This is a genomic window from Dyadobacter fanqingshengii (genome assembly GCF_023822005.2).
Lineage (GTDB): Bacteria > Bacteroidota > Bacteroidia > Cytophagales > Spirosomataceae > Dyadobacter > Dyadobacter fanqingshengii.
On record NZ_CP098806.1, the window covers coordinates 4772501 to 4788926 of the forward strand.

A 16426-nucleotide genomic window follows, 5' to 3' on the forward strand; every position below is an offset into this window, starting at 1 on the left:
CACCTTTACTATAGCTTTGCATTGTTTTCGGGTCAGGGATGTGTAGGATAGGTGGGAGGCTGTGAGTGGGCGTCGCCAGGCGTTCAGGAGCCAACGTTGAAATACCACCCTTCGCTGGCCTGGGATCTAATCCGACTAAGTCGGAGACCGTGCATGGTGGGTAGTTTGACTGGGGTGGTCGCCTCCAAAAGTGTAACGGAGGCTTCCAAAGGTCTGCTCAACACGCTTGGTAACCGTGTGTGGAGTGCAATAGTACAAGCAGGCTTGACTGTGAGACCGACGGGTCGAGCAGGTGGGAAACCAGGGTATAGTGATCCGGTGGTTCTGTATGGAAGGGCCATCGCTCAAAGGATAAAAGGTACGCCGGGGATAACAGGCTGATCTCCCCCAAGAGCTCACATCGACGGGGAGGTTTGGCACCTCGATGTCGGCTCGTCACATCCTGGGGCTGGAGAAGGTCCCAAGGGTTCGGCTGTTCGCCGATTAAAGTGGCACGCGAGCTGGGTTCAGAACGTCGTGAGACAGTTCGGTCCCTATCTGTGGTGGGCGTAGGAAGATTGACGGGGGCTGCCTTTAGTACGAGAGGACCGAGGTGGACCCACCGCTGGTGAACCGGTTGTCACGCCAGTGGCATGGCCGGGTAGCTATGTGGGGAATAGATAAGCGCTGAAAGCATCTAAGTGCGAAACTAGCCCGAAGATGAATCTTCCACATAAGGGTCGTTGTAGACTACGACGTTGATAGGCTGCAGGTGTACGTGTAGAAATACATTCAGCCGAGCAGTACTAATTACCCAAGAGCTTGCACATTAACATCTTAATATTTTTGATCTCTTCTACTTCCAATATGACATTGATTTACAATGCTGAACAAATCAACATTGTACACACTCAAAGAGCTTGTTGGTGACTATTGGAACGGTTCGGAGCCACGCTGGCTTCACCTCTTCATAATCACAAAAGACCAACAAAGACCTTGTTGGTGACTATTGGCCTGGTGTTCACCTCTTCCCATCCCGAACAGAGAAGTTAAGCCCAGAACCGCCGATGATACTTGGATCAAACCTGGTAAAGTAGGTAGTCGCCACAATACCATTACAAACAAAAGCCTTGCAGAAATGTAAGGCTTTTTTTGTGCCTAATGGCTTGCTTAAAGTTGTTTAAAACTCTGTTATTCGGAGAGTTGAATAAAACCTACCACAATATTACTTCCAGACCTAAGCATCAAAAGAAAACCCGTTAAACAGCAATGTCTTGCTAGTCTAACGGGTTAAAAATGTGCCGAAGATGGGACTCGAACCCACACAGGGCAACCCCCACACGCCTCTGAAACGTGCGTGTCTACCAATTTCACCACTTCGGCATAAAAACTGGTTGGCAAAAATAATAATGTTTTCTGCTTTACCAGACTGCACGAGCTAAAAATCATAAACTTTTTACACTTCGATGTTTTCGAGCTGCGCTGGGATATGGACGTCTTTAAAACCTGTTGCTTGTAATTTCAATTTGAAAGCAACCTGCGTCTCATATTCTCCATGCACGAGAAAAACCCGTTTAACCCGTTCCGGGGTCTGGCATGCAAGAAATGCCAGCATTTCATTGTAATCTCCATGGCCAGAAAACGATTCCATTGAAGCCACCTGGCAAATCACATCAAATTGCTCACCGAAGATATTTACTTTCTTATCGCCCCGTTTCAACGCTCCTGCGAGTGTGTTTCCTGAGGCATAACCAACCAACAAGATTGTTGATCGCGCATCTCCAATGTTGTTTTTAATGTGATGCTTTATTCGGCCTGCTTCCGCCATCCCCGATGCTGAGATAATGATGCAGGGTTCATCTTTATCATTGAGTGCTATGGATTCATTTACATCTGAAATGTATTTGAGATAAGGAAATGCAAAGGCATCACCGTCTTTTTCAATGTAAGCTAGAATATCCGGATTGAAGCATTCATCATGCTCCTTCATAATTTTGGTTGCCCGAATTGCCAGAGGACTATCAATGTATACGGGAATCTGGGGAAGCTTCCCTGAGCTTGATAACTGATCTAACGCGTAAATCAGCTCTTGTGTGCGGTCAATGGCAAATGCGGGGATGATAAGCTTGCCCTTTCGGACAACACAGGTTTCGTGAACTATTTCCAAAAGATGTCCCTGCATGTCTGTCTGCGTCTCGTGTAGCCGATCGCCGTAAGTTGATTCGCAGATAATGAAATCTGCTTGTGGAAAAACGTCAGGCTTTCGCAGAATCCGATCTTCCGGGCGACCAATATCCCCTGTAAATGTTACCTGTTTAAATGTACCAGCGTCCGGGATGGTCAGGTGAACGGCAGCGCTGCCGAGAAGATGCGCGGCATCCGTCAGCACAACCGCAACTTCTTTATCCGCCCCCAAATAAAAAGTCTGCCCGTACTGCACCGTTTTAAATAAACTCAATGCATGAACCGCGTCCTCAGTGTTATAAAGCTCATCTAGCAAAGGTCGGCCTTGTTTTTGTCTGCGCTTATTGATCCGTTCCAAATCTTTTTCCTGAATATGGGCGCTATCCAGCAGCATTACGCGGCACAGATCAGCCGTTGCAGCCGTGCAGTAAATCGGTCCCGAAAATCCTTGCTTTACCAACCGCGGGATCAGTCCCGAATGATCGATATGCGCGTGTGACAAAACCAGGTAATCGACAACGGAAGGCTTGAAACCAAAGTTTTCGTTGAGCTCGTCTGTCTGAATGCCTTGGAACAGGCCACAATCAAGCAAAATCTTCGTTCCTTTTTCTGTGGTAATAAGATGCTTGCTTCCGGTGACGGTCCTTGCGGCTCCAAAAAATTGTATGTTCATAATGTAATTCTAAATCAAGCTAAAACATATATTGCGTCCAGATTTCGGCCTATGCCATCATAATCCAGCCCGTAACCAACAACAAAATTATTTTCAATATTGAAACCCGTGTAGCGAATGTCTATTTCTGTTTGAAGCGCTTCCGGTTTGTGCAACAGACTTGCTATCGCAACAGAGGCTGGACTAAGATCGTTGATCTGGCTTAATAGTTGAGCCATTGTAAGCCCGGTGTCAACAATGTCTTCGATAATAATGACGTCCCGGCCTGCAATATCATCATTGAGACCAATAATTTCCCTCACCAAACCTGTTGACTGGGTTTTGCTGTACGAAGCCAGCTTAATAAATGTAATTTCACACGAAAGCGGAATCCTTTTAACTAATTCACTCGCGAAAAGAAATGCGCCGTTTAAAACAACGATAAAAAGCGGACAGCGACCTTTGTAATCATTCGCAATTTCAGAGGCAATAGCAGCAATGCGATTTTCTATAACTTCCCTAGAAATAAGCGGGACGAATTTTTTATCAAGAATATTGATCATAATTTGGGGTGTCAGCTTACCAAAATTACTTTTTGGAAGTTGGTATTTTACAAATTGTCCTTCTCAGAAGGAGTGGAATGGTCTGAGGATCAATATTAACTCTTTTTTCAAAAACCAAGCCCGTGGCAAACGTAAAATATAATTCCCGCGTTAAATAGGGAGATTTACCCCTGATATGAAAAGTTTAATAATCCATACTGCCACATACTGTTTCTTGACCGTTGCTTCCCTTCAATTTGCATCAGCTCAATTGTATTCTTCCGCCGAACTGGACAAGAATTACGATATGATCCTGAAAAACCCAAGCGTGCAAATTGAGTCTACGGAAGCAATTAATATGCTTTATAATTACAAGTTTGCGGAAGCAGACACGGAATTTCGCTGGCTTAAATATCGATATCCAAAACACCCGATGCCCCATTTTCTGATGGGACTGGCCGAATGGTGGAAAATTGTGCCTAATACAGAAAACGAATCGCATGACAAGGCCTTCCTTGCGCAAATGGATTCAACCATCAATCTGGCTGAAAAGCTGTACGATAAGGAAAAAAATAAAGTAGAATCCGCATTTTTCCTGGCTGCAGCGTATGCATTTAAAGGAAGATTGTATGCAGAGAGGGAAAGCTGGACGAAAGCAGCATTTGCCGGAAAAAAATCATTAAAATATTTTGAAGAATGCAAAGGAAATGGCGATCTGACACCTGAGCTGCTTTTCGGTGACGGGCTTTACAATTATTATGCAGAATGGGTGCCGAAGGAGTATCCTATTTTGAAGCCGGTAATGTCGCTTTTTCCAAAAGGGAATAAGAAACTAGGGGAGCAGCAACTTGAAAAAGTAGGAAACAATGCGTTCTACACACGCGTGGAAGCAAGATATTTTTTATTGCAGATTTATAGCATGGAGAATGAATACGGCAAGGCTTATGAAATGGCGAAATACATGTGGCAAACGTATCCTAATAACCCATATTTCGAACGATATTTTTGTCGGACTGCATTTGTGACCGGAAAAATGGTAGAAGCAGAAAAGGCAGCGCAGAACATTATTGAGAAAATAAGCAGTGGAATGCCAGGATATGAAGGTGTCAGTGGGAGAAATGCCGCTTACGTGCTTGCCTATTATAATATGACCTACCACAAAAATTATGATCTGGCTGCTAATTATTATCAAAAAGCCATTGATTACTCAACCCAAACCAACTCTTTAAACGCTGGTTACTACGTTTCATCATTGATTGGATTGGGTAAAATAGCCGAAATCAAAAAGGATTACGACGAAGCGCTGCGCTTTTATAAGCAAGCAGCTGACAAGGCCGACAAGAAAACAAGTCAGGATAGGGAAGCAAAAACCGCCATTGCTAACTTGAAAAAAATGAAGCGGGACCAGCGGAGAAAAAGATGATAGAAATTTTAACCCAGCTAAGACTTAGCTGGGTTTTTTAATGCTGCATAATGTTTAAAAAACAGCGGAATTGTCTCAATTCCCTTGTAATAATTAAAAAGACCATAGCTCTCATTAGGAGAATGCAGCGCATCTATATCAAGGCCAAAGCCCATTAGAATGCTCTTGCAACCCAATTCCTGCTCAAATAATGCTACAATCGGAATGCTTCCGCCGCCGCGCGTGGGAATTGGTTTTTTGCCAAACGATTCTTCCATTGCCATTTCTGCCGCTTTGTATTCCAAAGAGTCCGTCGGTGTCACGTAAGGCAAACCGCCGTGATGCGGTGTTACTTTCACCCTTACAGATGCTGGCGCAATCGATTCGAAATGTTTGGTGAAGATTGCAAGGATCTCGTCATCGGTCTGATGCGGAACAAGGCGCATGGAAATTTTAGCATTGGCTTTTGAAGGAAGCACTGTTTTTGCACCTTCACCAATGTACCCACCCCAAATTCCGTTTACATCCAGAGTTGGTCTGACAGAGGTTCGTTCAATGGTCGAGTAACCTGTTTCGCCCATGATATCATCAATTTGAAGATCCTTTTTATATTCTTCCAAATCAAAAGGCGCTGCGTTTAAGGCTGCACGTTGGTCCGCCGTGAGGTCTTCAACATTGTCGTAAAAGCCCGGAATTGTAATGTGTCCGTTCTCGTCTTTCAGGGACGCAATCATTTCGCATAACACATTGATAGGGTTTGCCACGCCACCTCCGTAAACGCCTGAATGCAGATCCCGATTGGCTCCCACCACTTCCACTTCCACATATGTCAGACCGCGAAGCCCGGTTTCGATAGAGGGCACGTCGTTGGCGATAATGCTTGTGTCGGAGATCAGTATCGTGTCGCATCTCAGCATTTCCTTGTGGGCGCTTACAAACGAGCCGAGATTGGACGAACCGATTTCTTCCTCGCCTTCGATCATGATCTTAACATTACAAGTCAGATTTTCAGTCGCCAGCATGGTTTCCAATGCTTTAATGTGCATATAAAACTGGCCTTTATCATCACAAGAACCTCTTGCGTAAATCCGCTCGTTTTTAATTACAGGCTCAAAAGGTGGCGAATTCCAGAGCTCGAAAGGATCTGCTGGTTGAACGTCATAATGTCCGTAAATAAGGACAGTAGGAAGTGAAGCATCAATCATTTTTTCACCATAAACAACCGGGTGTCCGGCTGTTTCAAAAATTTCGGCACGATCAGCACCCGCTTCTGAAATCCGGTCACGCACAAACTCGGCCGCGTTGAGCATATCCGGCTTGAATTTGGAATCGGCACTCACAGACGGAATGCGCAGCAAATCCAAAAGTTCGTTTAAAAATCGTTCGCGGTTTTCATTGATATAACTAAGCATTTCTCGGATGTTTTCGGTTTAAATGTGCCACCAAATGGCGCGTCAAGATAAAAAAATAGCCCCTAAGGTCGTCCCTCAGAGGCTGTTTTTTTGAAAATAGATTTTCTTATTTGCGATTTCCTGATTTTTTAGAAAAAAGATTAACCCTGTTCTCATTTCCATTCACTAGTCTAACAATGTTTTTCTGGTGCGTAAAGACAACAAGAACAAACATGGTGAAACCGAAAACGATCAGCAGCGGCTCAGGATGGCCAAAAACGCCAACCCACGAAAGCACAGGAAACGCCAGTGTAGCCAGTATGGAACTCAGCGAAACATATTGCGAAGCAAGTAGTGTCAGAATAAATATGGTGATGCAAACAGAAGCAAGTTCAGGATGAATGGCAAGCACCATACCCAACAATGTTGCAATTCCTTTTCCGCCCTTAAAGCGAACAAAAACAGGGAAAATATGGCCGATTATCGCAATGATGCCGAATAAAATCTTGTACATTAATAATTCGGTCTCACCGATTTCATTCATGTAAAAAAGCATGGAAGCAAGGCATGTAGCAGTCCAGCCTTTCAATACATCAATTAACATGACGACGGTTCCAGCGCGCTTTCCCAAAACCCTGAAAGTATTCGTAGCGCCGGCATTTCCGCTGCCGTGTTTCCTTACATCAATTCCAAAATATCCTATTCCGTACCAAACTGAACTCGGGATTGATCCTAACAAATAGGCAGCGATAATCGTAGTTATTAATAAGGCAATACTCATATTGTACTATTCGCAGAAAATTTTAAACGTTAAATTGTTTTGTTCAAAAATACGATAGTTGAGGGATTTTACAAGCAAAACGGATACAAAACTAACATTATACAAGCAATTTTTCAAATTGTAGCATAAACTATTGCTAATTCTACATTCTTATCAAAATCCTTCTGTCGGCTCAACTTTCTTCTTTTTTGTCGCTGCCGGCACCACTTTTTTCTTCGTCGTTTTGGCTGCTAACTTCGCCTTTTTGATGGCAGGTTGATAGAAGTCGTCAAACCGGTTTACAAACGCATCCTTCTCCTCAGAACCGATCGATACCAGCGACATATCCTTTGATTTTACATTCTTAGACTTTGCAGTGATCTGGTCATTGAAATCCACCTGAGAAGAAACTACGCCCAACTCACCCAGCTTGTAATCAAAATAATACCAAACATCCGGTGACGCTTGTAAAAATAAGCTGAACTCATCGCCGTCAACGGAACGCCTGATTTCCAGCACACCTTCCGTTTGTGCATTAATGTTGTTTCTGCCCAAATTCGCCACGCCAATTGGTCCTTGTGAATAATATGCGCCGTGTGAAGCGGACCAAAGCAAGTTCACATTCGACAAAAGCATAGGAACATCCAAAGCAGGCGATGCTTCAAACAATGGCTTGTAACCCGCCGCAGTAAGCTTGGCATAAGCATCCGTCGCTTTCGAGCCGATTAGTGCGGACAGTTTATTGTTCAACTGCTCGGCATCGTCATCAGCCGCGGTGCTGTTTTGCTCTTCCAGATTAACCTCAACAATTTTCGCAGCCAAGGGTTGCGAGATCGGTTCCAATGCCGGAAGCTTCATTAGCAACATGGTATTGAAAGAAAATCTTGCGCTATCTACTTGCGCTTCGCCGGTTCCCACGGCTTGCAGCCAGGTGGCGCCTGTCAATTTAAGCGGACCGGAGAATGTTGCAAGTCCGGTTTTATCATCAAAACGCAATGCATTTGCTTCATCAATCAGGCCATCGGCTCCCGGAGGAGGCATTACTTTGAAGGCCTTTTCGTCTTCATTGTAGTTCAATTCTCCTTGCGCAGTGTAAATGTCTTCATCGCCGTCTGAATCTTTGGGCGAAAGAAAGGACATATACATGCCCTTTGCCTCATTATAATGTAAGCCCACCGACAGCGGAATTTCGTGTTCGTTTTTCAGGTCTTTATCAATTTTTATGGCCACAGTCTCGCCGGGCGCATCTTTATATACAATCCACGAGCTCTGAAAATCTTTTCTGAACTTGATAACAGGCTTTACAAACCCATCTAATTGCAATGACGGCTCATAAGCAATCAGGTTAATCCCGCCCTTATATTGAATGCGGGGCGAAAGGAGGAGGTTTTCAGTTTCTTTAATGTCTGCCCGCGCAGTGGTGTAATATTTTACCGCAGTAGGAGCCTGGTTACTATTCCGCTGTTTTTTCCCTTCTTCCGCAGCGCCAATTTCCCTCAACTCAAAATTCTGCATTTTGATATTGAATGTGTCTTTCCTTGCCGTAATATATTGATATGTTGCAGAACCTTCGAAATGATTGCGGGAATCGATGCGGATATCGGCGTCACGCATTCTGTGTGAAGTATTTAATGTGTCAATTTCAATGCGTGCTTTCTTCAATGGAGCGATTTTCCCTTTACTATCCACACTTACCAAACCGCCATCCGGAATGATTTTCACATCGGCAGTTTGTATAAAAGGAACGCCCTTAATGTTCAATGTTACCTTCTCCACATCGTAAATTGCCTCAGAACCATTGAATGTCAGTCCTTCCTGATCGGGATCCATAGAAGTGTATGACGAAGTTTCGCCAAACCCTTTCATCAGGATCGTTTTCTTGGCCATATCCCACTTCGCGCTTCCAATCAACGTCTTATAAGAAGCTGTTGGAATTTCCATCCCCGATGAATCTGTGCCAAAACCTGTTTCGTCCGTCAGGAAATTGGCAATGCCGGTTTTGAAATTGAAATCAATGTTTACATTCTTGCCGGTAAGCAGCTTTTTCGTGGATTTTTGATCAACACTATTAATGGCAAATTCAGAGCGATTGGCCAGATAGCCATCTTTATTAAATTTAATGTCAGGTGAAGAAAGCTCAGAATCGGCCCTTTTCAGCTTTCCATTTCCATATAACCCAGTCGAACGCAGCAAAAGCCCACCTTCCAGACTGGTTGTTCCATTATAAAAGGAAAACGATTTGCCTTGGGTGTTAATGAACATGCTGTCCGAATTAGGATACCATTTCAATGCATAATCCTTCAACTGAACAGCCGGGAAATAACCTTTTCCAATGGTGGCTTCCTTAATGCTGGCTACTTCGCCCGACGCCATTAGTGAATCCGCAGTTAACAAAACCTCCTTAGCAGTCATCGAGGCAGACATATATTTCAAAATCGCTTTGGAACGCAGACCGCTGTTATCCATCGTAAGCGTATCCGTGAAGCGGGCCATTGCCTTGCCTTCATAAAGCTTCATATCTGTCACCGGCGGCTTATATTCAAATCCCAGCGAATTGTCCGGCATACTTTTCAAAACCGTCTGAATGTTTGGGATAATGCCATTTGCATTGAATGTTCCTTCAAAAATGACATCGCGTTCATCCAGCCCACCCATATCGATCCTGGGGATTTTGAAATTGACCTCTCTCGGATAAACGACCGTTCCGCGCTCTTCCTGGTCAAAATAAACCATCATCCCTTCCTCAACCACCAGTCTCGGCGATTTCTTCATGCCTTTTTGAAGTCCGGATTTATTTTTTGGATCACTCAAATAGAATGTTCCTCCTTTTTCGTACTTCACGTGCCCACCAACTTCACCCTTTTGGCCCTTTGCAAATTTTTCCCTAGGCGTAAATGTGATCGAATCCGAAGGCGCAACATTCACAAAGAACTGATTATAGTCAAATTTGATGTTTTGCCCTCTGAATTGATAGTTGGAGGCGACCATCTGGCCGTTCAATGTAAAATTTCTGTTCTTACCAATGATCAATTTTTTGTCCTGAGGAACAGCGTAGATTTTGAGAGAATCACTCACCACAAACCGCGAAACGCCGAGAACGGTAAGCATTGTGTCAGGCAAATAAATCGTCGCATTAGCGATTTCATCATTGGCTGTAAATTGGGAAGTAACCTGGAAATTGTCGTAATCCGCTTTATCCAGGTTTGCCAGCACAAAGAGAATCCCTTTTTTGCTTAACGCGAACTCATCAGTTTCTTTGTTGTAAATAAAATATTCTTCAAGCGTAAGCCTTTGCAGCGTATTACGCATGATTTCAGGTTTTTGCTTAAACTTCCGGGCAAGATCATCCGAAAGGAATGCTGATTTTTTTTCAGTCTGGGTATAATTCGCGGCCATAATCAGCGGCTGGAATCCATATTCCTTGCTTATGTCCTTGAAACGCTCTTTTTTGAAATAATCCAGCGATTCCAGTTTCACGGGAGCAACCTGCTTGCCGTTAATGCGAAAAAATTCCACCTTATCATTTGGAAACCTCCACCGCATGGCCTGCGACCAGATGTTCATTTTATGGTACGTGTCTTTGTAAGGAAGCGGCGCGTAATCGGATCTCTCAACCCGGCCTAATTTCACCAAGCCTTCGTCATCGTTGTACTTAAATGTTACACCCGGATGAAAAAGCGAGTCGCTGCCCAGCGGCATGGAATAAGTTGCAAACGAGGCAGCAATGACCGAATCTTTCAATTCAAACTTCTTGCTCTGCGCCGTGAAAGCGAGCTTATCTTTATATTTTACCTTAATCGTCGAGGGAAGATCACTCAATGAGGAACTGTACATTTCCGTCCCGATCAATGCGAAACCGCCTTTATAGTCAATGTTTTTGCGCGTGTCTTTTAAGCGGGCATCAATACCATTGGAAACAAAACGCGGGTAGGGAGCAGCCTGGCCTTTTATTTTCTTAACGCCGCGATATTCCAATGTTCCTTTGATCGGCGCCGCAAGTTGTGCATCGCTGTGCAACGTTACATTCTCGGCTACGAGTTTGGGTTGTGAAATGTTGAATGAATAACTGTCCAGATCCGCGTAAATAGACGAATCGCCGCCAGCCTGCCAATTGAACTTTCCATTTTTACCGACAAAAACTCCGTCTTTAATCGACACGCTTCCATTAGCAGGTCCGAAAACAACCGAATCGTTAGCGGTAACCATAGCAAATGTAGCGTTCTGCAAATCCAGTAACGCGCCGGAAATGACGGGTAGGGGATTGGATTTGGGAGTGATTACATAATTCGAATCAACAGGCGTGTCCCAGCTGTCATTCGCAGCGGCAACATTTGCTTCTACATTAGCAATAACCGCATTAGTAGTGTCGAAACGATATTTATATGTTCCGTCTAAAAGGTAAAGTGAGTTATAATTGGCCGCGTAAAGTTTATTGGTCTCATTAATCGTCCTGACGGTTTCCAGCACTTTTTGCAATGTCTTGCCATCATATTTCTCCCCCGAATTTGTCGCGAGGTCCAGGAATCCTTCCAGGTTCTCAGGTGATTGCCTGGCGAAGGCATGCGTATTCCGGATCAGCAGGAACATTACCGGTCCTGCTTTTTGCCCTTTCGAAATCTGTGTTTTAACAATGTTGATGAACTTCGTCTGTTGAGGAGCATTCAGCGCAGAATTCCACACGCTATCGAGCTGCGCGGCCGAACGAATGTATTGCGGATTGCGGCTGCCGTCCATCAGTTTGCGCAATTGCACAATAAACTGCCCCGGATCGTCCGAAATTTTGAGGTTTTGAGCAGATGCAGGTTTACCTGCCCATGCCAGGATGCAAAAAAGTAAAGCAGTACGAAGTATCCTCATTTGTTTTGTTTCTCAACTTTTAAATACAACACAGGACCATTGATTGCGTGTATTGGAATTGATTTTTGTCAACCCATTTTCAAGTGCACATTGCTCAATGTCAGCCTGATCCGTTTCGTAAAATCCGCTTGTGACCAGCCAGCCGCCGGGCTGCAAATGCTTTACATAAGCGGGCATTTCGCTTAACAATATATTTCTGTTAATGTTCGCCAGGATGCCGCCAAACATTTTTTCCTCAGGCACTTCTGTAATTGTTCCCTGAAAAACCTCTGCTCCGGAATCCAGGTTATTCATTGAAAAATTCTCCTTAGTATTTTCAACAGCCCATTCATCAATATCAAAGCCCAGCAATTGTGCTGCGCCTAATTTAGCAGCCAGAATTGACAGAATTCCCGTTCCGCAGCCCACATCCATTACTGACAATCCGGTATGCGGCAAACTCAGCTGCTCATTCATGACTAGCCACGTTGTTTCGTGATGTCCTGTGCCAAAAGACATTTTCGGTTGGATCAGCAAATCGTATTTAAATGCAGGGTCCGGCTCGTGAAAAGTGGCCCTCACCCGGATCTGGTCACCAACTTCTATTGGCTCGTAGCTTTTTTCCCACTCCTCATTCCAATTTCTTCTTTCTAACGATTTCCATGTGGCCGCTATTGTCGTTAATTCCAGGTATTTGGCAGTGAGATCATGCAAGTTTTGCTCATCAAAATCATTTTCTTGAATATAAGCCAAAAGCCCCTCGTCCGTCTCTACAAAAGACTCAAACCCAGCCTCGCCCAGCTCCGCCATCAATATTTCCGAAAAATCAGGGTCTACTTTTAGATCTACTTCTATGTAATTCATTATGCGAAATTATTGGTATGTTGTTTCAGGTAAACTTAATAACTAAAAAAGCCCACTCAAACTTTACATTTGAAATGGGCTTTACTTTATTCTTCAATATCATCACGGCTTCCGTCTTTTCGCAGCCAAATCGTGCGCCGTGTCGTAATAGGATCTTAAATTCATCCAATCGAACACGTCGGAAATGTTTTCGACGCGGTTACGCTGCATGATGCGGTCGCGGCGTTGCATTCTTACGAATTTGAATAGGATATCGGCAAGCTGGTCGGCTGCTTGTGTGAATGTTTGTGATTTTCTGTTGATCACATAAATGCCGCGGTTTTCGTAATCCCGCATGATCTGCATGATGTAATCCCCGAAACCAGAAAGGTCGCTCGTTACAGTCGGGACGCCGCGAACAACACATTCCAATGGTGTATAACCCCACGGTTCGTAATAACTTGGGAAAACACCTAAGTGACAACCTCTTACGAATTGACCGTAATCAAGCCCGAAAAGCGGATTTGTTGAGGAAATGAAATCCGGGTGGTAAACGATTTTTACGCGGTCACGCTCATTGTTAACGAGATTTGCGGTTTTACAAAATTCAGTAATGCCGTCTTCCGCTTTCAAATCATGGGTTACGAAAGCAGGCAGTTTGTCTGTTTTCCAGCTTTGAATGGTTCTCCTAAGTCTTAACCTCCAATACTCGTCAACAAAATTGTTTAAATCGGGCATTTTGTGATCTGTTCCGGATGCGGCAGCCAGAAAAAGCTTTTCACCAACATCCTTCTCAATGGCGCGGCAGGTTTCCTGTAATTCATTCAATACAGCGCGCGATTGCAAAACATCCGGATTAACCGAAGAATAAGGCTGTTTGGTTACAATAAACATGACAACCGTCGTGTCCATATTAGCCTGAACCATTTTCCAGTTTAATCTGGCCAACGCTTCCAGCGTCAGATCGTAGCCCTTATTACTGTATTCGTAACGGCCGGAGGTAAAAAAGTAAAGCGTTTTATCAAGATCGAAGGAATAGCTTGGGAAGAAATGCCCTAGCACAAATTCATGAATGCGCTCTTTGTGCTTTAAATGCAGATTTTGAAATTCATGGACAGCCTGGAAACGCACAACATTCAGACCATTCGGCGTGACCAGATCAGGCATTCTGCCAAGGAAAACCTCGCATTCACGTGCAGTAACATCACTTACGGTCGTAAGCACATGTGCGCTTAATGCGGCCTGTCTTTCAACAGAACATTGCGCCAGAATCCCGTAGTTTTTCGCCTCCTGCTCCCAGTCGAAAAAAGGAAGCTTGCTGTAAAATCCGCTTACATTTTGTGCTAGATAACGCCCCAGCATAGTTGCGTGGGTGGTAAATGTAGTGGCAATTTTGACATTATCACGTTTCAGATCGGGCAGACCGCTGCTGGCCATCCACTCGTGGAACTGGGCATAAATTTCTTCCCGCTTGGCATTTTCCTCGGCATATTCTTTTAAAAATAACCGAACAAATTCCCCGAAGCAAAGCGTCTGATTAACCAGCGGCTCCACATTGATCGTGGGAATGCGGCTTCGTTCCCACAAATTAAATTTAATGGTATCAAGCTCATGCGCAATGCTTTCCAGATCAAAAAGGATCACGCGCGGCTTGCCCGTAACCAGCCAGTAGCCGTAAAAAACGTGGTAACCCATGTCACGCAATCGCTTTACGACACGGCCGGCGGGAGAATCCTCCAAATCATCAATTATTTCAAATTCGGATGACGCTTTTTTCTCGAAATAGGGGCCTAATAAAAAGTAGTTATCTTCCCACTTTTCTACCATTGCGGGGACCTTGGTCCGTATTACAGTATAAATTCCTCCAACTTGATTACAAACCTCCCATGCAATTTCAAACAGGACGTTTTTCTTAGTGGTTTTGACAAATGGTTCCAATACGGGATGTAGGTTTAAACGTTACTAGCTGCATTCGCAAAGCTTGTTGTTTTCTTTAAGTCACAAAAATCCTTGTAATTACACAATAAATATGCAGAAAAATTATTCAGAATTACAACAATCCTTCGTTTGTTTCTTCGTCCTCAAACAAAGCATAATGGGCACTTGGAGGCTCAAAATATAACAAAGTCAAGAATGCGGCTTTCGACATTCCATTCCGGAATGAAGTCAATTGAAACCGTCATGACATGAATTTAAGACGGTTCTCGGCTAACTTTGTTCCAAATTACGTTACTTTGGTTGGATTAACATTTTGCATTGGTTAGATAGTGAAAAAAATTAAAATAGTTGCGCTTTCCTTTACATTCCTCCTTTTTATAATGGAAAGTTGCATTGCTCAAAGTGCCGAAACTGAAGAAATTTTCCCTCCTAAAAGGGAATTCAGGGCAGTTTGGATAGCTACTGTTGATAATATTGATTGGCCTAGCAGCAAAAATCTCGTACCAGGAGAACAGCAGCAGGAGTTTTCAGCACTGCTGGATTTTCATAAAAAAGTAGGAATGAATGCCGTATTCGTTCAGGTCCGCGCGGCCGGCGATGCGTTCTATGCCAAAAGCGCTGAACCCTGGTCGGAATGGTTAACCGGGCGGCAGGGCAGGCAGCCGGACCCCATGTGGGACCCATTGGATTTTATGGTCAGTGAAGCACACAAGCGGGGCCTTGAATTTCATGCATGGCTTAACCTGAATCGCTTGGTTCACAAATCTTCTACCAGCGTTTCGGCTGAAAATATCAGTAAGATACACCCGGAGTGGATCCTGAGTTACGACGGTTATAAGCTGTTCAATTTCGGAATTCCGGAAGTAAGGCAGTTCATCACGGATATGACCGTCAATGTTGCCAAAAATTACGATGTGGATGGAATCCACTTTGACGATTATTTTTATCCATACGCGGCTCCGGGACAGGTTATTCAGGATGAAGCAACATTTCAAAAATATGGAGAAGGTTTTGCCAACAAGGCTGATTGGAGGAGGCATAACATTGATTTATTGGTCAAGCAAATTCACGATGGGCTCGAAGCGGTAAAGCCTCGCATGAAATTTGGCATCAGCCCCTTTGGTGTCTGGAGAAATAAAGACCGGGATGCGGAAGGATCGAAAACTTTTGGCGCATTAGCTTCCTATGATGACCTTTTTGCGGATAGCAGGCGATGGATTAAGGAAGGCTGGATTGATTACATTGCGCCGCAGGTTTACTTTTCCTCGGGATTTTCTCGCGTTCCTTACAAAAATCTGGTCGATTGGTGGACGGAGAATTCATATGAACGACATCTATATATAGGAATGGGCGCTTATCGGGTCGGTTATAAGGATAAAGACAAACATTGGTCTAATCCGCTCGAAATACCCAATCAGGTTCGTTATTTCAGAGAGAGTGAAACGGATGGGGCTATCTTTTTCAGTTCGCGCTCGTTGCGTGCAAACAGCCTAGGCTTTGTGGATTCGCTTCGGGGTAATTTTTTCCGCTATCCTTCCCTGGTGCCGACTATGCCATGGAAAGACCGGATTGCACCATTATCGCCAAGAAGTCTGAAAGCAACATTATTATTAAAAGGCATTGAGCTAACCTGGGAACGGCCGGAAGCTGCCTCCGATGGTGACAGGGCGTGGTATTACGTTATTTATCGGTTTGCGCCTGAAGAAAAACCCACAGCACATGATCCCAGACGCATTCTTGGCATGTGTTATGAGGGAGAGAAATTTATCGATTTGACGGCTGAGTCAGGAAAGCGTTACATATATTATGTAACGGCGGTTGATAGGCTGCATAATGAGGGGCGACCCATTGGGCCATTGAAAGTGGAAGTCCATGATCAAAAGCTTGTGAGATTCTAAC

9 protein-coding genes, 1 tRNA gene and 2 rRNA genes (1 of these 12 only partly in view) are annotated in these 16426 nt (G+C 44.2%); 4 read left to right on the plus strand and 8 right to left on the minus strand.

The features are described from left to right. Positions 1–809 (plus strand): 23S ribosomal RNA (locus tag NFI81_RS19935); it begins 2011 nt to the left of the window's first position. A gap of 168 nt (positions 810–977) precedes the next feature. Beyond that, a 5S ribosomal RNA gene (gene rrf / locus NFI81_RS19940) occupies positions 978–1089 on the plus strand. 189 nt (positions 1090–1278) lie between these two features. Here the strand turns inward: rrf and NFI81_RS19945 are convergent. The 3 genes from NFI81_RS19945 to hpt form a co-directional block, all read right to left on the minus strand. Then, positions 1279–1362, minus strand: a tRNA-Leu gene (locus NFI81_RS19945). Between the two features lie 73 nt (positions 1363–1435). Continuing rightward, entirely contained in the window at positions 1436–2836 is a 1401-nt protein-coding gene (locus NFI81_RS19950) for an MBL fold metallo-hydrolase RNA specificity domain-containing protein (protein WP_234615357.1), read from the minus strand. Between the two features lie 14 nt (positions 2837–2850). After that, positions 2851–3378 carry a hypoxanthine phosphoribosyltransferase gene (gene hpt / locus NFI81_RS19955; RefSeq protein WP_234615356.1) on the minus strand — a complete coding sequence of 176 codons (528 nt, stop codon included), beginning with the start codon at positions 3376–3378 and terminating at the stop codon, positions 2851–2853. Positions 3379–3553: 175 nt separating this feature from the next. On the opposite strand from hpt, the gene NFI81_RS19960 reads away from it, so the two are divergent. Next, positions 3554–4780, plus strand: coding sequence for a tetratricopeptide repeat protein (locus NFI81_RS19960; protein WP_234615355.1), 1227 nt, complete (start codon positions 3554–3556; stop codon positions 4778–4780). A gap of 17 nt (positions 4781–4797) precedes the next feature. Here the strand turns inward: NFI81_RS19960 and NFI81_RS19965 are convergent, their stop codons facing one another. The 5 genes from NFI81_RS19965 to NFI81_RS19985 form a co-directional block, all read right to left on the minus strand. Further along, on the minus strand, positions 4798–6180 hold the full coding sequence (locus NFI81_RS19965) for a dipeptidase (protein WP_310589251.1): 1383 nt from the start codon (positions 6178–6180) through the stop codon (positions 4798–4800). A 97-nt stretch (positions 6181–6277) separates the two neighbouring features. Further along, complete coding sequence (gene plsY / locus NFI81_RS19970) at positions 6278–6931, minus strand: glycerol-3-phosphate 1-O-acyltransferase PlsY (RefSeq protein ID WP_234615353.1); 654 nt, start codon at positions 6929–6931, stop codon at positions 6278–6280. Between the two features lie 153 nt (positions 6932–7084). After that, the gene (locus NFI81_RS19975) at positions 7085–11767 is read right to left on the minus strand and encodes a hypothetical protein (RefSeq protein ID WP_234615352.1); all 4683 of its coding nucleotides are present in this window, start codon (positions 11765–11767) and stop codon (positions 7085–7087) included. Positions 11768–11779: 12 nt separating this feature from the next. Further along, positions 11780–12610, minus strand: a complete 831-nt coding sequence (gene prmA, locus NFI81_RS19980) for a 50S ribosomal protein L11 methyltransferase (protein WP_234615351.1) — start codon at positions 12608–12610, stop codon at positions 11780–11782. Between the two features lie 102 nt (positions 12611–12712). Then, a complete protein-coding gene (locus NFI81_RS19985) occupies positions 12713–14527 on the minus strand; it encodes a glycosyltransferase family protein (protein WP_234615350.1) in 1815 nt (604 codons plus the stop codon). Between the two features lie 380 nt (positions 14528–14907). Between NFI81_RS19985 and NFI81_RS19990 the strand changes: the two genes are divergently transcribed. After that, complete coding sequence (locus NFI81_RS19990; RefSeq protein ID WP_234615349.1) at positions 14908–16425, plus strand: glycoside hydrolase family 10-like protein; 1518 nt, start codon at positions 14908–14910, stop codon at positions 16423–16425. Position 16426: the final 1 nt, after the last annotated feature.

What these genes read in the sequence shown, in the direction of transcription:
- NFI81_RS19950 (WP_234615357.1), bottom strand. Translation starts at nt 2,836, where the DNA reads ATGAACATACAATTTTTTGGAGCCGCAAGGACCGTCACCGGAAGCAAG.
- NFI81_RS19960 (WP_234615355.1), top strand. Translation starts at nt 3,554, where the DNA reads ATGAAAAGTTTAATAATCCATACTGCCACATACTGTTTCTTGACCGTT.
- hpt (WP_234615356.1), bottom strand. Translation starts at nt 3,378, where the DNA reads ATGATCAATATTCTTGATAAAAAATTCGTCCCGCTTATTTCTAGGGAA.
- prmA (WP_234615351.1), bottom strand. Translation starts at nt 12,610, where the DNA reads ATGAATTACATAGAAGTAGATCTAAAAGTAGACCCTGATTTTTCGGAA.
- NFI81_RS19975 (WP_234615352.1), bottom strand. Translation starts at nt 11,767, where the DNA reads ATGAGGATACTTCGTACTGCTTTACTTTTTTGCATCCTGGCATGGGCA.
- NFI81_RS19990 (WP_234615349.1), top strand. Translation starts at nt 14,908, where the DNA reads ATGGAAAGTTGCATTGCTCAAAGTGCCGAAACTGAAGAAATTTTCCCT.
- plsY (WP_234615353.1), bottom strand. Translation starts at nt 6,931, where the DNA reads ATGAGTATTGCCTTATTAATAACTACGATTATCGCTGCCTATTTGTTA.